The following is a 19,937-nucleotide window of genomic DNA, read 5'->3' as shown; positions in this document are numbered from 1 at the left end:
GCCCACGCTACCGTCGTGACGCGGTGTCCCGGCGCCCGGTGCCGCCCTCACCGCGGGGATCACGCGTGAGGATCGCGCGGTGGTCAGGGAGCGATGGTGAGGATGCGGTGCAGCCGTGTCGCGACGAGCACGCGCCGCATGTGCGGCGGCACGGCCCGCAGGACGAGGCGCCGGCCACAGCGTCCGGCGCGGCGGTGCGCGCCCATGATGACGCCGAGTCCCGTGGCGTCGCAGGAGTCGAGCTGCCGCAGGTCGAGGACGAGATCGCCGTCGCCGCCGTCCACGGCGCGGTGCAGCGCGAGGCGGACATCGGCCGCGTTCCGTACGTCGAGGCGTCCGCCGACGACCAGCTCCGCGTGGTCGCCCGTGATGTGCATGCTCACTTCCCCCGGTTCGTGGTGCGGCTCGTCAAGTCCCGGGGCGGCCCCGCCGGGCCGCCCGCAGGCGATCAAGAGTGGTACACGGAACGTGTCCGGGCGACCCGATGACGGCCGGCCGTGCCGAAACCGATACCGAAACCACTCCTCGGGGTGATCACGAGGCGTGTTCAGGAGGGGTGCGGGTAGAAACCGCGGCCCGTCTTGCGGCCGAGGTCCCCGGCGTCCACCATGCGGCGCATCAGCTCGGGCGCGGCGAACTTGGGGTCGCGCGTCTCGCCGTGGATGTTCTCGGTGGCGTGCAGGAGCACGTCGATGCCCGTGAGGTCGGCGGTGGCGAGCGGCCCCATGGCGTGGCCGAAGCCGAGCCGGCACGCCAGGTCGATGTCCTCGGCGCTGGCGACGCCCGACTCGTACAGCTTGACGGCCTCGACGACGAGCGCGGCGATGAGCCGTGTCGTGACGAAGCCCGCCACATCACGTTCGACCACGACGCAGGTCTTGCCGGTGGACTCGGCGAACGCGCGGGCGGCGGCGAGGGTCTCGTCGCTGGTCTTCAGGCCGCGGACGAGTTCGCACAGCGCCATCATGGGGACGGGCGAGAAGAAGTGGGTGCCGACGACGCGTTCGGGGCGGCCGGTGACGGCCGCCAGCTTGGTGATGGGGATCGCTGAGGTGTTGGAGGCGAGCACGGTGTCGTCGCCGACGAGCCCGTCGAGGGCGCGGAAGACGGCCTGTTTGACCTCGAGCTGCTCGAACACCGCCTCCACGACGAGGTCGGCGCCGGCCACGGCGTCGAGATCGGTGCCGGTGGTGATACGGGCGCGGGCCGCCTCGGCGTCCTCCTCGGCGAGCGCGCCCTTGGCGACGAACTTCGCCCATGACCGCTCCACGCCGGCCAGCCCCCGGGCGAGGGCGGCGTCCGTGGTGTCGATGAGGGCGACCTCCCATCCGGCCCGGGCGGCGACCTGCGCGATCCCGGCCCCCATGAGTCCTGCTCCGACGACGGCGAGCTTGCTGGTCACGTGGCGATCTCCCTCGATCTCGGCCCGGTCGGGAGACCAGACCTTACTAGTGCCGCGTCAGGCAAGGTTCGCCCGTCAAGGAGCGGCGTCCGGTGCGGTGCATCGCAAGGCGCCGGATCGCAGCTCATACCCGTCGTATTCGCGCGATACGGCAACGCAGCGAGGTGCCGTGCCGGGCGGCGCGACGGGGCGAACCTTGCCTGACGCGGCACTGGCTGCCGGGACCCGGGTCATGGGTCCGCGCGCGCGGATGACGCCGCGGGCGGGTCGTGGCGGACCGTGGGGGAGGCCGGAGGGCCGGGCATGCGGGTGTGGACCGCGCAGAAGGCGAGGGCGTCCGCCTCCAGGTCCGCCCACTGCGCGGCGGTGTCGGGGCCGTGGCCCGCGCCGTCCTGCGTGCGCAGGAGCACCGGGCCGCCGGTGGTGGCGTGCTGGAGCGCCGCGGTGAACTTGCGGGTGTGCGCGGCGCCGACGCGGGGGTCGGTGCGGTGGGTGGTGAGCAGGACGGCCGGATAGGCGGTGCCGGGGCGCACGTTGTGGTACGGCGAGTACGACAGGAGCGTGTCGAGCGCGGCGGGGTCGCCGGGGTCGCCGAACTCGCCGAGCCACAGCGCGCCGCGTCCGAGCAGGGGGTAGCGCACCATGTCGGTGACGGCGGCGCCCACGACGGCCGCGGCGCAGCCGTGCGGGGCGCGGGTGAGGGCGACGGCGGCCATGAGGCCGCTGTGGGAGGTCCCCTTGACCGCGAGCTGCCCCGGCGTCGTCACGCCCTCGGCGGTGAGCCACGCGGCAGCGGCGGCGAAGTCGTCGAAGGCCGTGGGCTTGTTGGGTCCCGACCCGGCGGCGTGCCACTGCTTGCCCAGGTCGCCGCCGCCGCGCACGCCCGCGACGGCGTAGGCGCCGCCGGCCTGGACCCAGGCGAGGATCGTGGGCGAGTAGCCGGGCGCGAAGGTGGCGCCGAAGCCGCCGTATGCGGTGAGGACGGTGGGCAGCGGGCCGCGCGCGCCGGGGCCGTCCGGGGGCAGGATCAGGCAGATGGGCACCGGGGTGCCGTCGGCCGCCGGGAAGGTGGTCTGCCGTACCCGTACGCCGGCGGCTGCGCGCGGCGGGGGCGTCACCGGGCGGGGGCGCATGTCACGGAGATCGACGCGGTGGACGGTGGGCGGCGTGATGTGGTCCGTGTAGGAGAACCACGCCACCCCGGTGTCCCCGGGCGGGCAGGTGAGGCCCGAGATCCGGCCCGGTCCCCGGCCGGGGACGGGCAGGTCGGCGAGCTTCCCGCCGGTGGTCTCGTGCAGGGAGACGGTCGGCCGGCCGTCGCGCGAGGCGGTGACGAGGAAGCGCGCGGCGCCCGTCGCCGGATCGGCGAGGGCGACGCAGGCGCCGATGACCGCGCCGTCTTCGGGCGTGATGACGGTGCGCCAGTCGGCGGAACGCGGGTGCCGCGGGTCGACCAGGCAGACACGGCCGCGCGGCGCTGCGGCGTCGGTGACGGCGTAGACGAGGGAGCCGGGGCCGAATCTGAGCAGCGCCTGACTGCCGTCGGCGGTGCCGTCGTGCAGGAGTTGCGGGGAGAGGTCGGTGAACCGGCCGCCGGAGATGTCCGCCAGGTACAGGGCGTTGCCGCGCATCGTGCCCGGGGAGCGGTTGACGACGAGCCACCGGCCGTCGGAACTGGTCCCCACCGACAGATGGTCGGAGGTGGTGAGGACGGGGGTGTCGCCGGACACGGGGTCGCCCGTGCGGTGCAGCAGGACGCGCTGCCGCCCGTCGTCACCGGTGGCCGTGCAGTAGAAGCCGGTGTCCCCGGGGAGCCAGGCGACGGAGCCCGGCGCGCGCAGCGGCAGCGGCCCCTCCACCGGGCGGGCGGTCGCCACGTCCCACGTCCACAGGTGCTGCCGCCCGTCGCGCCGGTCGCGGAGCCGGCAGGCGACCAGGTCGCCCGACCAGGAGGGGCGCCAGGTCTCCAGGACGGTCAGGCCCTCGGGGTCGACGGTGAGCGGGTCGAGCACCACGCGGCCCGCGCCGTCGGGCGCGCCGTCGTCGACGACGGCCAGGACGCGCCGCCGGTCCTCCCCCGCCGCGCGCACGGCGAAGTGCCGGGAGCCGCGCACCACGGGCGGCGACTGGCCCGGCCCCGCGAGCGCCCCGGCGGCGGCCAGTTCGCGCAGCCGTGCGGCGAAGTACGGCCGTGCCGGCCAGTGCGGCGCGTGCGTCTCCCACAGCGCGCGCTGCGCGGCGAGCCAGCGGTCGCACGCGGGGCTGTCGTCGTCCTCGAGCCACCGGTACGGGTCCTCGACCGACCGGCCGTGCAGGGTGTCGGCCACCGGCGATCGCGGCGCGGCCACGGGGGCCGCGGTGTCCCTCGTCATGGAGTCCTCCCGGACGGCGGGGCGGCGGGCCCGGCACCGGGCCCGCCGCGTTCCGTGACCGGTGTCAGCCGACCTCGCCGTCCGCCAGCATGAGGCGCCAGTCCTCCAGGCAGGCCGCCTCGTCGGCGGGGAGAAGGGCCTCCAGGACCGGCACGCCGGGCAGTTCACACATCATGACCTCCAGTGGGTGAGCGGGCGATTACACAGATATATGTGCCTGTCACGCTCGGCTCTACGCCACTCTTTCGGGTGGGGCTGCGTACCGGCCCGTACGGCGGGCGCGGGGGTCGGCGTACGCGCCGGCTACGACGCTCCGCCCGGCGTGAGGGGACGGCGCGCGTATCCCATGACCCGGTCGCCGAGGAGCGCTTCGGCCTCCGCGATGACGTGCAGCATCCGCCGTACGATCTCGTCGGCCGGATCACCGGCCATCGCGCCGTCCCCCGCGACGCGGAAGACGTTGCCCGTGAGCCAGGTGAGGAGCCCGGCGACCAGCCCGGGCACGGGGTCGTCCGGCGCGGCGCCCGTCTCCTCCCGCAGGGTGTCGGCGAGCCGCTCCGCGGTCGCGTGCTGCATGCGCTGGAGCCGGGCGATGAGGGTGGGCGACCCGAAGACGACGCGCAGGAAGCGGTCGTACCCGCGCTCCATGAAGCCGACCCAGGGCCGGCGGTCCGCGATGTCGCGGCGCAGCTCACGGAGGAGCGCCTCGGCGGCGGACTCGCCGGGCGCCCGGTCGCGCACCCGGCGGGACGGGCGGTCGACCTGGTGCTCCCAGGGCAGGAAGAGGTCCTCCTTGGCCGGGAAGTAGTTGTAGACCGTGTTGACGGAGACCTCGGCGGCCTCGGCGATCTCGGCGATCGTCACCGCGTCGAAGCCGCGCGCCACGAACAGATCGGTCGCCACGGCGCACAGGTGCTGCCTGGTCTGCGCCTTCTTCCGCTCCCTGAGTCCCGTCATGGTGCCATGGTAACCATTTTAGGTTCAATGAAAACTTGGAGGGATTGCAAAATTGGTTCGACTCTGGTTCGCTGCTCCCCATGGCAACGATCCTCACCACCCATGACCTCGCCAGGACCTTCCGGACGAAGCGCGGCCCCGTCGAGGCCGTCCGGGGCATCGACATGGAGGTCGAGGCCGGCGAGATCCTGGGCTTCCTCGGCCCGAACGGCGCGGGCAAGAGCACGACCCTGCGCATGCTGACGACGCTCCTCCCCCCGACGCGCGGCACCGCCACGGTCGCCGGCCACGACCTGGCACGCGATCCCGTCGCCGTACGCCGGCGCATCGGCTACGTGGCGCAGTCGGGCGGCGTCATGCCGGACGAGACCGTGCGCGCCGAACTGGTCTTCCAAGGGCGCCTCCACCATCTGAGCAGAGCCGAGTCCGTGGCCCGCGCCCGCACGCTCGCCGGCGAACTCGACCTCACCGACCTGCTCGACCGCAAGGGATCGGAGCTGTCCGGCGGCCAGCGGCGCCGCCTCGACATCGCGCTGGCCCTCATGCACCAGCCGGCCGTCCTGTTCCTGGACGAGCCGACCACCGGCCTCGACCCGGGCAGCCGCGCCGACCTGTGGGACCTGATCCGCCGCGTCCGCGCCGAACGCGGCACCACCGTCTTCCTCACCACCCACTACCTGGACGAGGCCGACGCGCTGTCCGACCGGCTGGTCATCGTGGACGGCGGCCGGGTCGTCGCCGAGGGCACCCCCGCCGACCTGAAGGAACGGCACGGCGGCTCCCCCGACACCTCGCTGCAGGACGCCTTCATCGCCATCACCGGACGGGGCCCCAAACGGCAGGAGAACGCGCCGCTCGCCCTCTGAGGCCGCCCCCACCCGTCGCTCCCCCGCCCGAAACCCTCCCGGAAGTCACCGACATGCGCACGTTCCTCACCGAAACCGGTGTCGTCTTTCACCGCTACGCACGGCAGACGCTGCGGTCCCGCATCAGCGTCGTCTTCGGCCTCGTCCAGCCCCTCCTCTTCCTCTGCTTCTTCGGCCCGCTGCTGCGCGACGTCCCGCTCGGCGGCGACGGCGACTCATGGCAGACCCTCGTGCCCGGCCTGCTCGTACAACTCGGCCTCTTCAGCGCGCTGTTCGCGGGCTTCGGCATCATCATGGAGAAGCAGTTCGGCGTCGTGGAGCGCATGCGCGTCGCGCCGGTCAGCCGGCTGGCGCTCCTCCTCGGCCGCGTCCTGCGCGACGCGGTGCAACTGATGGTCCAGTCCGTGCTGATCGTCGTCGCCGGCACGGCGTTCGGGCTGCGCGCCCCGGTCGCCGGCGTCCTGATCGGCTTCCTCTTCGTGGCACTGCTCGGCATCGCCCTCGCGTCGCTGTCGTACGCGTTCGCCATGCGCGTCAGCACCCCGCAGGAGTTCGCGCCCGTCATCAACTCGGTGAGCCTGCCGGCCATGCTGCTCTCCGGCATCCTCCTGCCGATGGCCCTCGCCCCGACATGGCTGGACGTGACGTCGCACTTCGTCCCGTTCCGCTACATCGTGGAGGGCGTGCGGGCCGCGTTCGTCGGGCACTACACGGACTCGGCCGTCGCCTACGGTGCCCTGGCATCGGCGCTGCTGGCGGCCGTGTCGCTGACGGTCGGCACGCGCCTGTTCCGCAAGGCGGGTGCCTGACCGGGAGGCCGTACCCGCCCTACCCTCGTGCCATGGTGAACCTGACGCGGATCTACACCCGCACCGGAGACAGCGGCACGACGGCCCTCGGCGACTTCAGCCGCACCGCCAAGACGGACCCGCGCATCGCCGCCTACGCCGACGCGAACGAGGCCAACGCCGCCATCGGCACGGCGCTGGCCCTCGGCGACCTGCCCGAGGACGTGCGCACCGTCCTCGGGCGGGTGCAGAACGACCTGTTCGACGTGGGGGCCGACCTGTCCACCCCCGTCACGGAGAACCCGAAGGTGCCGCCCCTGCGCGTGCGGCAGACGTACATCGACCGCCTGGAGGAGGACTGCGACCGCTTCCTCGCGCCCCTCGAACCGCTCCGCAGCTTCATCCTCCCCGGCGGCACGCCCGGCGCGGCGCTCCTCCACCAGGCGTGCACGGTCGTCCGCCGTGCCGAACGCTCCACGTGGGCCGCGCTCGACGCCCACGGCGACACCATGAACGCCCTCACGGCCACGTACCTGAACCGCCTGTCCGACCTGCTGTTCATCCTCGCCCGCACCGCGAACGCCGAAGTGGGCGACATCCTGTGGGTGCCCGGCGAGAACCGCTGACTCCCCCGCCGTTCAGGAACGGGGCTCCCGCGCCGCCTCCGGCCGCCCCGACTCCGGCGGCCGGTCCGGCTGTTCCGGCTGCTTCGGCCAGAGCGTGTAGGTCAGCGCGACGATGCCGTGGATGACGACGGCCCTGACGGCCGTGCCCTGCACGCCCCGCAGCGACCCGGTCCCGCCCGCCCCCGCGTCGTCCACCAGCCGGACCATGCCCTCGATCACCACCAGGGTGATGACGGCCGCCACCAGGGTCATCCGCCACAGCCGCCACTCGTACCGTGACCGCGCCGCCCCGTACCGGGGCGGCCCGGCAGGCCGCTCCGCGCCGCCGAACCGGTGGGCCACGTACCCGTCCGCCCACCGGATGACGCGGTGGCCGTAGGCGACCGTGAACCCGAGGTACAGCGCCGCGAGGCCGTGCGTGAACGACGCCTCGGTGCCGCTCCGCAGGTCCTCGACGGTCGCGACGAGCAGCGCGACGTCCACCAGCGGCACACCGAGCAGCAGCACGGTGCTCAACCGCCGCATCCGCAGCAGGTAACGCGTGGCCAGCCCCGCCGCGAGCACCACCCAGAACGCGACTTCCGCCGCGCCGATCAGCACCAGGCCCATCGGTCACCCCCCTCACCGGTCCTGCCGCCGGCCCGCTCCCACCATCTCCCGCGCCCCGGCGTCACGTCCTCCTCACCGGGGCCGATTCCCGGGCGCGCGGCCTGCATCCTTCGATGCAGGGCCATGGGCGCGGCGGGACGCGCGTGCTGAGATGGATCCGTGCCGAACCCGCCGCCGCACCGCCGTCCCCACCGCGACGATCTCGCCATCGCCGCCGCCGGGCTCGTCGGCGGTCTGCTGCTGTGGTCGTTCGGGCTCTACAACAGCCCGGCCCTCGAACGCGGCCCCCTCGTCCTGCTGCCCCTGCTGGCCATGTGCGCCGCCGAGGTGATGCGCCGCACCGCCCAGCCGTGGGCACTGCTCCTGGCCTGCGCCGCCCTGGCGGGTGACCAGATGACGGGGTCGCTGCTCGTCACGGTGCTGATGTTCACCGACGTCGTGTACGCCGCCGTGATGTACGGCCCTCCGCGCACGGTCCGCGCCGTGCCCGTCGTCAGCGTGACGGTGACGGTCGCCGGGACCCTCACCGTCCTGGCGGCACTGCGCACCCCCGTGGCGCTGCTCCTCGGCGTCACTCTCGGCCTCGTCACGATCGGTCCCGCGTTCACGGGCGTCGTCACCAGGACCCATCGCGACGCCGCCGCGGCCGAACGGCTGCGCGCCGACCAGACGCGGCTGCTCGCCGAGGTGGACCGCGTCCAGGCCGTCACCGCCGAACGCAACCGGGTGGCGCGCGAGTTGCACGACGTCATCGCCAACCACCTGTCCGCCGCCGCCCTGCACTCCACCGCGGCCCTCGCCGGCGACGACCCCGCCGCCGACCGCGCCGCGCTGCGCGTCGTCCGGGAGAACGCCACCCAGGGCCTCACCGAGATGCGCCGCCTCATCGGTCTGCTCCGCGAGGGCGTCACGGACGACCCCGCCCCTCCCCGAGCCTCGACGGGCTCACCGCCCTCGTCGAGCGGACCAACGCCGCGGGCGCCCGCGCCGGGCTGCGTGTCACCGTCCGGAACGACCGCGCGACGGCCCGCCCGCTGCCCGCGCCCGTCGAACTGGCCGCCTACCGCATCCTGCAGGAATCCCTCGCCAACGCCCTGAAGTACGCGGCACCCGGCGAGGTCGCCGTCCACCTCGCCCAGCGCGACGACACCCTCTCGCTCGCCGTCACCAGCCCGCACGGCCACCACGCGACGACCGCCGTGGTCCCGCCGCCGGGCACGGGCACCGGCCTCCTCGGCATGACGGAGCGGGCCGCGCTCCTCGGCGGCACGCTCACCGCCGGCCCCGGGCGCGGCGGCCGCTGGGAGGTCCGCGCCGCGCTCCCCCTCACCGTCCCCGTGCCCCCGGCCGTGCAGGAGCCGCTGCCATGACCCTCCGCGTGCTCGTGGCCGAGGACCAGGCCACGGTCCGTCAGGGCATCGTCCTGATCCTCCGCGGCGCGCCCGGCATCGAGGTGGTCGGGGAGGCGGCCGACGGCGAGGCGGCCGTGCGTCTCGCCCGCGCGCTGCGGCCCGACGTCGTCGTGATGGACCTGCGCATGCCGGTGCTCGACGGGGTCTCCGCCACCGCCGCCATCACCCGCGAGGGCCTGGCGGAGGTGCTGGCGCTCACGACGTTCGACATCGACGCCCACCTCTTCGGCGCGCTGCGCGCGGGAGCGGGCGGCTTCCTCCTCAAGGACACGGACGCCGCCGGGCTGATCGACGCGGTCCGCACCGTGGGCGCCGGCGAGGGGATCGTGGACCCCTCGGTCACCCGCCGGCTGCTCACCGCCTTCGCCCGCACGGCTCCGCGGCAGGACGACGGCGGCAGGACCGCGCACCCGGCGGCGGCCCGCGTCGCCTCCCTCACCCCGCGCGAGCGCGAGGTGCTGGCCCACATCGGCGCCGGCCTCTCCAACGCCCAGATCGGCCGCCGTCTCGCCATGGCGGAGGCCACGGTGAAGAGCCACACGAGCCGCCTGCTCGGCAAGCTCGACCTGCGCAGCCGCGTCCAGGCCGCCCTGCTCGCCCAGGAGTTGGCAATCACCACCGAACGGGACTGACGGGGGGCGGCCGCCGCACCCGGATGGCGCAGCAGCGCGCGCCCCCGGCGCGGGGGCGTGCCCAGACTGATCCCATGGCAGAAACCTCGAAGCGGCACGGCGGCCGGGACACGGCCGACCCCGCCCCCATCCGCGGGGCCACCGGCGCCGCGCGCCGCGCCAGCCGGCGTCTGGAGAACCTCACCGGCCACCCGGTGGACGGCGTCTCCGCCGTGTCCGAGGAGGAGCACGGCTGGCGCGTCGCCGTCGATGTCCTCGAAGTGCCCCGCATCCCCGACACGACGAGCCTCATGGCCACCTACGAGGTCGACCTCGACCAGGACGGGAAACTCCTCCGCTTCCGCCGCGTCCGCCGCTACCGGCGCGCCGCGGCCGACGACTGACGTACCGCCCCCACCGCCCCGCGAAGGAGCCCCCGAGCCATGACCGTGACCACCACCTACCGGGACGACGTGGCCTGCGCGCCCCGCGCCGGCACCCTGTACGACGTCATCGACATCATCCTCGACCGCGGCATGGTCATCGACGTGTTCCTGCGAGTCTCGCTGGTCGGCATCGAGATACTGCGCGTCGACGTCCGGGTCGTCATAGCCAGCGTCGACACGTACCTGTACTTCGCCGAGGTCTGCAACCGCATCGACCTGGAGTCCGACGACCGTTCCAAGACGCTGCCCGACATCATCGGGGGCGTCCAGGCCGCCCGCAAACCGGTCCGCACGACGGCCGTCAAGGGTCTGAAGAAGGCCATGGGCGGAGACAAGGGCGCCAAGAAGGCGAAGAAGGCCAAGGACAAGATGACCCGCCACGGAGGCGATGGCGGATGAGCGGCACGAAACCGCCCGGCCTGTACGTCTACGGCATCGTCCGGCCCGGCCACCCGCTGCCCGACGGCACCCGCGGCGTCGGCGCCCCGCCGGCGCGCCTGCGGGTCGTGCGCGGCCCGGGGGCACTCGCCGCGGTCGTCAGCAGGGCGCCGGACGACCTGCTCGCCCGCCGCCGCGACCTCATCGCCCACCGGAACGTCCTGCTCGCCCTCGCCGCCGACGGCCCGGTCGTCCCGATGCGCTTCGGCGTCGTCGCACCGGACCGCGCCACCCTCGCCGAGCGCCTCGCCGACGGGACGGCCGGCCACACCGGGCTCCTCGACCGCCTCGACGGCCGGCTGGAGATGAACTGCAAGGTGTTCCCCGTCGAGGACGCCCTCGCCGACCTCCTGCGCACCGACGGGCGGCTGCGCCGCCTCCGGGAGGACGCGCGCCGCAGGCCCGGTTACGAGACGAGCGTCCGGCTCGGCGAGGCGGCGTCGGACGCGCTGCGGCGCCGGGCGTCGGGCGCGGCGGCCCGCGCGCTGCGCGCGCTCGGGGCGTACGCGGAGGCGACGGCCGCCGGACCCGAGGTGCCGGGCTGCGTCGGCAACACGTCCTTCCTCGTCCCGCGCACCGCCGTCGCCGCGTTCGGCTCGGAGGCGGCGCGCTGGACGGAGGCCCTCGCCGGCCACGCCGACCTGCGGGTCACGGGACCGCTGCCGTGCTTCAGCTTCGTGGGCCCCGAGGCGTCCCCGCTGCCGGCCGGGCAGGGCTGACATGGGCCTGCTGTCCGGACTCCTGCTGCTGCCGCTGGCCCCGGTGCGCGGTGCCGCCTGGGTCGCGGGGCAGGTCGCCGACGCGGCCGAGAAGGAGACGTGCGACCCGGCGCCCGTCCTGGCCCGGATCACCGCCCTGCACCGCGCCCTCGACGAGGGCGAGATCGACCAGGACGAGTTCGAGCGCCAGGAGGAGGACCTCCTGATCGAACTGCGGCGCCGCCAGCGGGCCATGGCGCGTCCCCCCACCGACCGAGCAGGAAGGCTCTGATCCGATGGACAACTCGAAGGCGGCCCTCGCGGCCGGCATCGCGAGCGGCTACCTGCTCGGGCGCCGGCGCAAGGCACGGCTGGCCATCGCCGTGGCCACGTACGCCATGGGCCGCAGATTCGGCACGAGCCCGAAGGACATGGCGTCCGCCGGGCTGCGCAAGCTCGCCGGGAACGGCCAGTTGGCCGAGCTCGGCGGGCAGATGCGGGACCAGTTGCTCGACGCGGGACGCACGCTGGCCGACGAACGCATCGGCTCGCTCGCGGACGCCCTGCACAAGAAGACCGAGGCCCTCGGCGACGGCCGCCGGCCGGACCGTGACGAGGACACCGGTGACGAGGACCGCGCCGGGAGGGACGACGACCGCGACACGGACGACGAGCGGGACGACGAGGACGAGGACCGCGACGAGGACGAGCGGGACGACGGGGACGAAGAGGAAGACGACCACGACGACGAGGACGAGGACGAGGGGGAGGACGAAGAAGAGGGGGAGGACGAGGACGACGAGGACGAGAAGCCGAAGCCCTCGAAGTCCCGCGGCAGGAGCCCGGCGAGCAAGAAGGCCGCCCACACGAAGAAGGCCGCCACCCAGCGCCGGAAGGCGGCACCCGGCAGCAAGAAGGCCGCGCGCATCGTCACCCGACCCGACCGCAAGGGATAGCCGACATGGCGGACAACGACAAGGACGGCAAGCAGGACGTCCTCACGAAGAGCCTGGAGCGCCTCGGGCACGAGATCACCGGATTCCTCACCGCCCGGCTGCACCATCTCGCCGAGTCGGCGGGCAGCCGGCTCAGCGGCGTCGCCGGTGACGTGGGCGAGCAGGCCCTCAGCGGCAAGAACCTCCCCAAGATGGGCGCCAAGCTCGCCAAGGACCAGGCCGTCGGCAGCGTCAAGAAGGCCGTCCCCGGCATGGGCGGCGGCGATGACGACGGCGGGGGTGACGGCGGCGGGAACGGTGACGGCAAGCAGGGCGGCAAGTCCGGCGGCAAGTTCACCAGCATCGTGGAGACCCTCGACATCGGCGTCCCCCTGCGCGAGTGCTACCGGCACTGGACGAGCTACGAGGACTTCAGCGACTACATGAAGGGCGTCCAGAGCGTCCAGCGGTCCGACGAGACGACCAGCGACTGGAAGCTCAAGATCGGCCCGTCCTCCCGCGGCTGGAAGGCCACCGTCCAGGAGCAGGTGCCCTACGAGCGGATCGAGTGGACGTCCGAGGGCGCCCAGGGCAGCACCAACGGCGTCGTCACCTTCCACGAGGTCGCGCCACGGCTCACGCGCATCGTCGTGGTGGTCATGTACTACCCGGCGGGCTTCTTCGAGAAGACGGCCAACCTCTGGCGCGCCCAGGGCCGCCGGCTCCGCCTGGACCTGAAGAACTTCCAGCGTCACGTCACGCTGGAGGCCGAGGAGGTGCCGGAGGGCTGGCTCGGCGAGATCAAGGACGGCGAGGTCGTGAAGGACCACGAGCCGCCGGACGACCAGGACGGGAACGACGAGGACCAGGACCGCGACGAGGACGAGCGGGACGACCAGGACCAGGACGACGACCAGGACCAGGAGGACCAGGACGAGGACGAGGACGAGGACGACGAGGAGCGTGACGACCGGTGACGCTCCCGCTCGAACCCCTCGACTGCGACTCGTTCGAACCCTGCAAGCCCCGCGCGTCCAACCTCGCCGACATCCTGGAACGCATCCTCGACAAGGGCATCGTCATCGCCGGCGACATCAAGATCGACCTGCTCGACATCGAGCTGCTCACGATCCGCCTGCGCCTGTTCATCTCCTCCGTCGACACCGCCAAGAAGGCCGGCATCAACTGGTGGGAGACCGAGCCCTCCCTGTCCACCACCGCCGCCCACGACGCCCTGGTGGACGAGAACCGCCAGCTCCGCGACCGCATCGCCGCCCTCGAACAGGAGAGCTCCGACGCCTCATGAGCACGACCGCCACCTGTGTCTTCGCCGTCTGCCCCGCCGACGCCGCGCCCGCGCTGGCCCGCCGCCTCACCGGCCCCGCCGGCCACACCGAGGCGGCGGGACCCGTCCGCGCCCTGCCGGCCGGCCCCCTCACCGCCGTCGTCCAGAGCGTGCCGGCCGACGCCTTCACGCCCGAGGCCCTGCGCGAACGGCTCGCCGACCGCGCCGCCCTGGAGCGCTGCGCCCGCGCCCACGACGAGGTGGTCGCCACCGTGGCCGCCACCGCGGCGACCGTCCCCCTCCCCCTCGCGACGCTCTACCTCGGCGACGAACGGGCCGCCGCCGCCCTCGCGGCCGACGCCGCCCGCCTCCTCCCCGCCCTGGTCCGCGTCGCCGGGCGCGACGAATGGGGCGTCAAGGTCACCGTCGCCCCCGCCGCCACGGCCGCCCCCGACCCCGAACCCGCCCTCAGCAGCGCACCCGCACGGCGGCCCGCCCCGCCCTCCAGCGGACGCGCCTACCTGGAGCGCGTACGGGACCGGGGCCGCGCCAGGGACGCGCGCCGGCAGGCCGCGCTCGACGCGGCCGACCGCGTCGAAGCCGCCCTGCGCCCCCTCGCCGCCGCGTCCCGCGCGCTGCGGCTCCAGGACACGGCGGACGGCGCGGGCCACCAGATCCTCAACACCGCCCACCTCGTGGACCGGACGCGCGCGGTCGAGTTCACCGCGGCCGTGGCGGCCCTGCGCCGCCTCCCCGGCATCGCGGGCCGCGTGACCATCGGCCTCACCGGCCCCTGGGCGCCGTACTCCTTCGCCGCCCCCGACGCCGCCCCCCACGACGGAGGCCCCGATGCCCAGCGCTGAACCCGCCGCCGTCGACCCGCGGACCGCCGACCCCGTCCCGTGGACGGGACCCGAAGGCCCCTACGGCCCGATCGGGGTGCCCCTCGTGGACCTGCTCGACCGGGTGCTGGGCTGCGGCGTCGTCCTCAGCGGCGACCTCGTCATCGCGATCGCCGAGGTGCCGCTCGTGCGGCTGTCCCTGCACGCGCTGCTCGCGTCGGTGTCCGACAAGGTGCCGTCGCCCTGGGCCGACAGCGGGCCGCTGTGACGGCGCCCGCCCGCCTCGACATCGACCGGGACAGCGTGGGGCGCGACCTGGCCGGGCTCGTCCTCACGATCGTGGAACTGCTGCGCCAGCTCATGGAACGCCAGGCCGTCCGCCGCGTCGAGTCGGGGAACCTCACCGACGACCAGATCGAACGCGTCGGCACGACCCTCATGCTGCTGGAGGAGCGCGTGGCCGACCTCCGCGACCAGTTCGGCCTGACCGCCGCCGACCTCAACCTGGACCTCGGGCCGCTCGGCTCCCTGCTCCCGAGGGACTGACACCGGGACGGGCACGGGACCGGCGGGAACCCGGGAAACAGAAAGGCCCGGCTTCAGGCGACGTTCACCCGTTGTCCGGGCGGTGCCGCCTCCAGCCAGGCCAGGAAGCCGGTCAGCGCGTCCTCGCTCATCGCGAGTTCGATGTCCCATTCGTCGTGCCGACAGCTCAGCACCACCGCCCCCGGCAGCAGCGCCAGCTCCTCGTCCCCGACGGGGCGCCGGCGCTCCCGCACCTGGATGCGGTCGCGCTGCAGCGTGCGCCGGGGCCGCAGCGCGTAGGAGAAGACGCGGAACCACTCGACGTGGTCCCCGTTGTAGCGGGCGACGCCGTACAGCCAGCCCTTGCCCGGGGACCCGCCCGCGCGCGGCGCGCCGAACCGCGCGCTGCAGTCGAACGTGCCGCCGAGCCGCTGGATCAGCCTGCGGCGCAGCCCGAAACCGAACAGTCCAAGGGCCACGAGCAGCAGCACCGCTGCCACGCACACGCACACGACGAGGACCATGGAACTACGACCTCCTCGTCTCCTGCCGTGTGTCTCGCGCCGGATACCCCGGACGTGCCCGGATAAGGGTCAGTGCCCGGCGGACACCGCGCGCAGACGGACGTCGGCACGCCGTTCCGCCTCGGCGTCGTCCTCGGCCCGCGCCTGCTCCAGAGCACGCTGGGCGCGCTCGACATCGATCTCGTCGGACAGCTCGGCGATCTCCGCGAGCAGCGACAGCTTACCGTCCGTGTACGACAGGAAACCGCCGTGCACGGCCGCCGACACCGTTCCGGAACCGCTCTCGCCCGCCGTGCGGATGGTCACAGGACCCGACTTCAGGACGGCAAGCACCGGCTGGTGCCCCGGCATGATGCCGATGTCGCCCGCGGTGGTGCGCGCGACGACGAGGCTCGCCTCACCGGACCAGACCCGGCGGTCGGCGGCGACCAACTCGACGTGCAGCTCAGCCACGATGGCTCCCTCTACTTCCGGATATCGCTGTGGATATCACTGGCTGGTCGAAGAATAGTTGGGACCCGCGGACGGCCCCGGGGCGGGGGCACCCTCACGGAAGGGCGGCGCCCCCGCCCCGGAGCACGTCCACGGCCGACGGCGTCAGGAGACGCCGAGCGCCTTGGCCTTGGCCTTCAGGTCGTCCAGGCCACCGCACATGAAGAACGCCTGCTCGGGGAAGTGGTCGTACTCCCCGTCCGCGATGGCGTTGAACGCGGCGATGGACTCGTCCAGCGGCACGTCCGACCCGTCGAGACCGGTGAACTGCTTCGCCGCGTGGGTGTTCTGCGACAGGAAGCGCTCGATCCGGCGGGCACGGCTGACGGTGAGCTTGTCCTCCTCGCTCAGCTCGTCCATGCCGAGGATCGCGATGATGTCCTGGAGGTCCTTGTACTTCTGCAGGATGTTCTTGACGCGCGAGGCGCACTCGTAGTGGTCCTGCGAGACGTAGCGCGGGTCCAGGATGCGGGACGTGGAGTCCAGCGGGTCCACCGCGGGGTAGATGCCCTTCTCGGAGATCGGACGGGAGAGCACCGTCGTCGCGTCGAGGTGGGCGAACGTGGTGGCCGGGGCCGGGTCCGTCAGGTCGTCCGCGGGCACGTAGATCGCCTGCATCGAGGTGATCGAGTGACCACGGGTCGAGGTGATGCGCTCCTGGAGCACACCCATCTCGTCCGCCAGGTTCGGCTGGTAGCCCACCGCGGAGGGCATGCGGCCCAGCAGCGTGGAGACCTCGGAGCCGGCCTGGGTGAAGCGGAAGATGTTGTCGATGAAGAACAGCACATCCTGCTTCTGGACGTCGCGGAAGTACTCCGCCATGGTGAGGCCGGCCAGCGCGACCCGCAGGCGGGTGCCCGGCGGCTCGTCCATCTGGCCGAAGACGAGCGCGGTCTGCGGCAGCACGCCGGAGTCCGCCATCTCCTCGATGAGGTCGTTGCCCTCACGGGTGCGCTCACCCACGCCGGCGAACACGGAGACACCCTCGTGCAGCTTCGCCACACGCATGATCATCTCCTGGATGAGCACCGTCTTGCCCACGCCGGCGCCGCCGAACAGGCCGATCTTGCCACCGCGGACGTACGGGGTCAGCAGGTCGACGACCTTGAGGCCGGTCTCGAACATCTCGGTCTTCGACTCGAGCTGGTCGAACGCCGGCGCCTTGCGGTGGATCTCCCACCGCTCGGTGATCTCCGACTCGGCCTCGGGCTCGTTCAGGACGCGGCCCAGCGTGTTGAACACCCGGCCCTTGGTCATGTCGCCCACCGGCACGGTGATGCCCCGGCCGGTGTTCGTGACCGGAGCCTGACGGACCAGGCCGTCGCTCGGCTCCAGCGCGATGGTGCGCACCATGCCCTCGCCCAGGTGCTGGGCGACCTCGAGGGTCAGCGTCTTGGTCGCGCCCTTCTCGGCCGGGTCGGCGATGTCGACGGTCAGCGCGTTGTAGATGTCGGGCATGGAGTCCACCGGGAACTCCACGTCCACGACCGGCCCGATGACCCGCGCGATACGGCCCGTGGCCGTGGCCTGCGAGGGGGCCGACTCAGCAGCAGTAGTCATGATCAGCGTTCACTTCCCGCGGTCGCGTCGGCCAAGGCGCTCGCGCCACCGACGATCTCGGTGATTTCCTGGGTGATTTCGGCCTGGCGGGCCGCGTTGGCAAGCCGCGTGAGCGACCTGATGAGCTCTTCGGCGTTGTCGGTGGCCGACTTCATCGCCCGCCGGGTCGCCGCGTGCTTCGACGCGGCGGCCTGCAGCATGGCGTTGTAGATGCGGCTCTCGACGTACCGCGGCAGCAGCGCGTCGAGCACCTGCTCGGGGGACGGCTCGAACTCGTACAGCGCGTGCGCCCCGCCCCCGCGCCGGAGCACCTCGGCCGATTCCTCGGCCGTGGACTCCATCGCCAGCGGCAGCATCCGCCGCTGCACCGGGGTCTGCGTCATCATCGAGACGAACTCGGTGTAGACGATGTGCAGCTCGTCGACGCCGCCCTCGTCGGTGTCCCGCCGCACCGCCTCGATCAGGGGCGCGGCGACCGCCTTGGCGTCGGCGTACGTCGGGCTGTCCGTGAAGCCCGTCCACGACTGGGTGACGGGCCGCTCGCGGAAGCCGTAGTACGCGACGCCCTTGCGCCCGACCACGTACGCGTCGACCTGCTTGCCCTCGGCGACCAGCCGGCCGGTCAGCTCCTCGGCCGCCTTGATGGCGTTGGCCGAGTAGCCGCCGGCGAGGCCGCGGTCGGACGTGATCAGCAGCAGCGCCGCCCGCCGGGGCCGCTCGGCCTCGGTGGTCAGCGGGTGCTTGACGTCCGCACCGTGGCCCACCGCGGTCACCGCGTTGGTCAGCTCATCGGCGTAGGGCGCCGACGCGGCCACCTTGCGCTGCGCCTTGACGATGCGCGAGGCGGCGATCATCTCCATGGCGCGGGTGATCTTCTTGGTGGCCGTGACGGACTTGATCCGCCGCTTGTACACACGAAGCTGAGCGCCCATGGATCAGCCCTCGCCGACCAGGTGGCCGTCCGACGTCTCGAACTGCTGCTTGAACTGGTTGACCGCGGAGCGGACGGCCTGGATCGTGTCGTCGGACATCTTGCCGCCCTCACGGATCGAGGTCATGAGGTCCTTGTGGTCACGGCCCAGGTAGTCGAGCAGCTCGCGCTCGAAGCGGCGGATGTCGCCGACCGGGACGTCGTCCATCAGGCCGTTGGTGCCGGACCAGACGGAGACGACCTGGTTCTCGGTCGAGTACGGGTTGTACTGGTCCTGCTTCAGCAGCTCCACCATGCGCTGACCGCGGGACAGGGCCGCCTTGGACGCGGCGTCCAGGTCGGAACCGAAGGCGGCGAACGCCTCGAGCTCGCGGTACTGGGCCAGGTCCACGCGGAGCGAACCGGTGATCTGCCGGATCGCCTTGTGCTGCGCGGAACCGCCGACGCGGGAGACGGAGATACCGACGTTCAGCGCCGGCCGCTGGCCCGCGTTGAACAGGTCGGACTCCAGGAAGCACTGGCCGTCGGTGATGGAGATGACGTTGGTCGGGATGAAGGCCGACACGTCGTTGGCCTTGGTCTCGACGATCGGCAGACCCGTCATCGAGCCGCCGCCCATCTCGTCCGACAGCTTCGCGCAGCGCTCCAGCAGGCGGGAGTGCAGGTAGAAGACGTCGCCCGGGTACGCCTCGCGGCCCGGCGGGCGGCGCAGCAGCAGGGACACGGCGCGGTAGGCGTCGGCCTGCTTCGACAGGTCGTCGAAGACGATGAGGACGTGCTTGCCCTCGTACATCCAGTGCTGGCCGATGGCGGAGCCGGTGTACGGCGCGATGTACTTGAAGCCCGCCGGGTCGGACGCGGGGGCCGCGACGATCGTCGTGTACTCCAGCGCGCCGGCGTCCTCCAGGGCGCCGCGCACGGACGCGATGGTGGTGCCCTTCTGGCCGATCGCCACGTAGATGCAGCGGACCTGCTTGTTCGGGTCGCCGGAACGCCAGTTGTCGCGCTGGTTGATGATCGTGTCGACCGCGAGGGCGGTCTTGCCGGTCTGCCGGTCGCCGATGATGAGCTGGCGCTGGCCGCGGCCGATCGGGGTCATGGTGTCGACGGCCTTGTAGCCCGTCTCCATGGGCTCGTGGACCGACTTGCGCTGCATGACCGTGGGGGCCTGCAGCTCCAGGGCGCGGCGGCCCGAGGTCTCGATCTCGCCGAGACCGTCGATCGGGTTGCCCAGCGGGTCGACGACCCGGCCGAGGTACCCCTCGCCGACACCGACGGAGAGGACCTCACCGGTGCGGCGCACCGGCTGCCCCTCCTCGATACCGCTGAACTCGCCGAGGACCACGGTGCCGATCTCGCGCTCCTCGAGGTTGAGGGCGAGACCGAGGGTGCCGTCCTCGAACTCCAGCAGTTCGTTCGCCATGGCCGAGGGAAGGCCCTCGACCTTCGCGATGCCGTCGCCGGCAACGCTGACCGTCCCGACCTCTTCGCGCGAGGCCGCGTCCGGCGTGTACGACTGGACAAAGTTCTCCAGTGCGTCCCGGATCTCATCCGGCCGGATCGTGAGCTCCGCCATCTGGGTTCCCTGCTCTCCTTGTTGGGACCGTAAGTTCGTCCG

General features: G+C 73.0%; 26 protein-coding genes. 16 read left to right on the top strand and 10 right to left on the bottom strand.

Translation table 11 applies throughout. The annotated features are described in order from the left end of the window. Nucleotides 1–83: 83 nt before the first annotated feature. The 4 genes from EMA09_RS20945 to EMA09_RS20930 all read right to left on the bottom strand — a co-directional run bounded on the left by EMA09_RS20945 (nt 84) and on the right by EMA09_RS20930 (nt 4,731). Nucleotides 84–377, bottom strand: coding sequence for an STAS domain-containing protein (locus EMA09_RS20945; protein WP_129842526.1), 294 nt, complete (start codon nt 375–377; stop codon nt 84–86). Nucleotides 378–547: 170 nt separating this feature from the next. Beyond that, nucleotides 548–1,402, bottom strand: coding sequence for a 3-hydroxyacyl-CoA dehydrogenase family protein (locus EMA09_RS20940; RefSeq protein ID WP_129842525.1), 855 nt, complete (start codon nt 1,400–1,402; stop codon nt 548–550). Nucleotides 1,403–1,632: 230 nt separating this feature from the next. Continuing rightward, complete coding sequence (locus tag EMA09_RS20935) at nt 1,633–3,774, bottom strand: prolyl oligopeptidase family serine peptidase (RefSeq protein WP_129842524.1); 2,142 nt, start codon at nt 3,772–3,774, stop codon at nt 1,633–1,635. Nucleotides 3,775–4,077: 303 nt separating this feature from the next. After that, entirely contained in the window at nt 4,078–4,731 is a 654-nt protein-coding gene (locus tag EMA09_RS20930; protein ID WP_129842523.1) for a TetR/AcrR family transcriptional regulator, read from the bottom strand. 80 nt (nt 4,732–4,811) lie between these two features. Between EMA09_RS20930 and EMA09_RS20925 the strand changes: the two genes are divergently transcribed. Genes EMA09_RS20925 through EMA09_RS20915 form a run of 3 tightly spaced genes read left to right on the top strand, consistent with a single transcriptional unit; the run spans nt 4,812 to nt 7,011 of the window. Then, nucleotides 4,812–5,597 (top strand): ABC transporter ATP-binding protein, encoded by a 786-nt coding sequence (locus tag EMA09_RS20925; RefSeq protein ID WP_129842522.1) that lies wholly within the window; start codon nt 4,812–4,814, stop codon nt 5,595–5,597. A 53-nt stretch (nt 5,598–5,650) separates the two neighbouring features. Continuing rightward, nucleotides 5,651–6,406 carry an ABC transporter permease gene (locus EMA09_RS20920; RefSeq protein WP_129842521.1) on the top strand — a complete coding sequence of 252 codons (756 nt, stop codon included), beginning with the start codon at nt 5,651–5,653 and terminating at the stop codon, nt 6,404–6,406. Nucleotides 6,407–6,438: 32 nt separating this feature from the next. Continuing rightward, complete coding sequence (locus EMA09_RS20915; RefSeq protein ID WP_129842520.1) at nt 6,439–7,011, top strand: cob(I)yrinic acid a,c-diamide adenosyltransferase; 573 nt, start codon at nt 6,439–6,441, stop codon at nt 7,009–7,011. Nucleotides 7,012–7,023: 12 nt separating this feature from the next. Here EMA09_RS20915 and EMA09_RS20910 read toward each other — a convergent pair whose 3' ends face one another. Further along, nucleotides 7,024–7,620, bottom strand: coding sequence for a hypothetical protein (locus EMA09_RS20910; RefSeq protein ID WP_129842519.1), 597 nt, complete (start codon nt 7,618–7,620; stop codon nt 7,024–7,026). Between the two features lie 159 nt (nt 7,621–7,779). Here EMA09_RS20910 and EMA09_RS20905 point away from each other — a divergent pair, with 159 nt between their 5' ends. From EMA09_RS20905 to EMA09_RS20850, 13 genes are all read left to right on the top strand, one after another. After that, a complete protein-coding gene (locus tag EMA09_RS20905) occupies nt 7,780–8,718 on the top strand; it encodes a histidine kinase dimerization/phosphoacceptor domain-containing protein (RefSeq protein ID WP_346655845.1) in 939 nt (312 codons plus the stop codon). Then, the gene (locus tag EMA09_RS29490) at nt 8,613–8,990 is read left to right on the top strand and encodes an ATP-binding protein (protein WP_346655873.1); all 378 of its coding nucleotides are present in this window, start codon (nt 8,613–8,615) and stop codon (nt 8,988–8,990) included. Before EMA09_RS20905 ends, EMA09_RS29490 begins: the two co-directional genes overlap by 106 nt. After that, on the top strand, nt 8,987–9,664 hold the full coding sequence (locus tag EMA09_RS20900) for a response regulator transcription factor (RefSeq protein WP_129842518.1): 678 nt from the start codon (nt 8,987–8,989) through the stop codon (nt 9,662–9,664). The genes EMA09_RS29490 and EMA09_RS20900 overlap by 4 nt, the downstream gene beginning before the upstream one ends. A gap of 74 nt (nt 9,665–9,738) precedes the next feature. Beyond that, nucleotides 9,739–10,047, top strand: a complete 309-nt coding sequence (locus tag EMA09_RS20895; protein WP_240796490.1) for a gas vesicle protein — start codon at nt 9,739–9,741, stop codon at nt 10,045–10,047. A 39-nt stretch (nt 10,048–10,086) separates the two neighbouring features. Then, a complete protein-coding gene (gene gvpJ, locus EMA09_RS20890; RefSeq protein WP_129842516.1) occupies nt 10,087–10,488 on the top strand; it encodes a gas vesicle protein GvpJ in 402 nt (133 codons plus the stop codon). Beyond that, nucleotides 10,485–11,246: a GvpL/GvpF family gas vesicle protein gene (locus tag EMA09_RS20885; protein ID WP_129842515.1), complete on the top strand. Its 762-nt coding sequence runs from the start codon at nt 10,485–10,487 to the stop codon at nt 11,244–11,246. The genes gvpJ (EMA09_RS20890) and EMA09_RS20885 overlap by 4 nt, the downstream gene beginning before the upstream one ends. A 1-nt stretch (nt 11,247) precedes the next feature. After that, nucleotides 11,248–11,517, top strand: coding sequence for a gas vesicle protein GvpG (locus EMA09_RS20880; protein WP_129842514.1), 270 nt, complete (start codon nt 11,248–11,250; stop codon nt 11,515–11,517). A 4-nt stretch (nt 11,518–11,521) separates the two neighbouring features. Further along, nucleotides 11,522–12,181: a histone protein gene (locus tag EMA09_RS28465; RefSeq protein ID WP_168220773.1), complete on the top strand. Its 660-nt coding sequence runs from the start codon at nt 11,522–11,524 to the stop codon at nt 12,179–12,181. Between the two features lie 5 nt (nt 12,182–12,186). After that, a complete protein-coding gene (locus EMA09_RS20870) occupies nt 12,187–13,137 on the top strand; it encodes an SRPBCC family protein (protein WP_129844172.1) in 951 nt (316 codons plus the stop codon). Then, nucleotides 13,134–13,466, top strand: coding sequence for a gas vesicle protein GvpJ (gene gvpJ, locus EMA09_RS20865; RefSeq protein WP_129842513.1), 333 nt, complete (start codon nt 13,134–13,136; stop codon nt 13,464–13,466). Before EMA09_RS20870 ends, gvpJ (EMA09_RS20865) begins: the two co-directional genes overlap by 4 nt. Further along, on the top strand, nt 13,463–14,308 hold the full coding sequence (locus EMA09_RS20860) for a GvpL/GvpF family gas vesicle protein (protein WP_129842512.1): 846 nt from the start codon (nt 13,463–13,465) through the stop codon (nt 14,306–14,308). Before gvpJ (EMA09_RS20865) ends, EMA09_RS20860 begins: the two co-directional genes overlap by 4 nt. After that, nucleotides 14,295–14,555 carry a gas vesicle protein gene (locus tag EMA09_RS20855; RefSeq protein ID WP_129842511.1) on the top strand — a complete coding sequence of 87 codons (261 nt, stop codon included), beginning with the start codon at nt 14,295–14,297 and terminating at the stop codon, nt 14,553–14,555. The genes EMA09_RS20860 and EMA09_RS20855 overlap by 14 nt, the downstream gene beginning before the upstream one ends. Then, nucleotides 14,552–14,833 (top strand): gas vesicle protein K, encoded by a 282-nt coding sequence (locus EMA09_RS20850; protein ID WP_240796489.1) that lies wholly within the window; start codon nt 14,552–14,554, stop codon nt 14,831–14,833. The genes EMA09_RS20855 and EMA09_RS20850 overlap by 4 nt, the downstream gene beginning before the upstream one ends. Before the next feature lie 53 nt (nt 14,834–14,886). Here EMA09_RS20850 and EMA09_RS20845 read toward each other — a convergent pair whose 3' ends face one another. From EMA09_RS20845 to atpA, 5 genes are all read right to left on the bottom strand, one after another. Next, nucleotides 14,887–15,336, bottom strand: a complete 450-nt coding sequence (locus EMA09_RS20845; protein ID WP_129842510.1) for a DUF2550 domain-containing protein — start codon at nt 15,334–15,336, stop codon at nt 14,887–14,889. Between the two features lie 69 nt (nt 15,337–15,405). Further along, entirely contained in the window at nt 15,406–15,789 is a 384-nt protein-coding gene (locus EMA09_RS20840; protein ID WP_129842509.1) for a F0F1 ATP synthase subunit epsilon, read from the bottom strand. Nucleotides 15,790–15,933: 144 nt separating this feature from the next. Further along, nucleotides 15,934–17,388: a F0F1 ATP synthase subunit beta gene (gene atpD, locus EMA09_RS20835; RefSeq protein ID WP_129842508.1), complete on the bottom strand. Its 1,455-nt coding sequence runs from the start codon at nt 17,386–17,388 to the stop codon at nt 15,934–15,936. A 2-nt stretch (nt 17,389–17,390) separates the two neighbouring features. Further along, nucleotides 17,391–18,320 carry a F0F1 ATP synthase subunit gamma gene (locus tag EMA09_RS20830; protein ID WP_129842507.1) on the bottom strand — a complete coding sequence of 310 codons (930 nt, stop codon included), beginning with the start codon at nt 18,318–18,320 and terminating at the stop codon, nt 17,391–17,393. 3 nt (nt 18,321–18,323) lie between these two features. Next, nucleotides 18,324–19,895: a F0F1 ATP synthase subunit alpha gene (gene atpA / locus EMA09_RS20825; protein WP_129842506.1), complete on the bottom strand. Its 1,572-nt coding sequence runs from the start codon at nt 19,893–19,895 to the stop codon at nt 18,324–18,326. Between the last annotated feature and the right edge of the window lie 42 nt (nt 19,896–19,937).

Source organism: Streptomyces sp. RFCAC02, from assembly GCF_004193175.1.
GTDB lineage: Bacteria > Actinomycetota > Actinomycetes > Streptomycetales > Streptomycetaceae > Streptomyces.
Note: the sequence above shows the minus strand (reverse complement) of the source record. Positions and strands in the feature narration are given on the sequence as shown.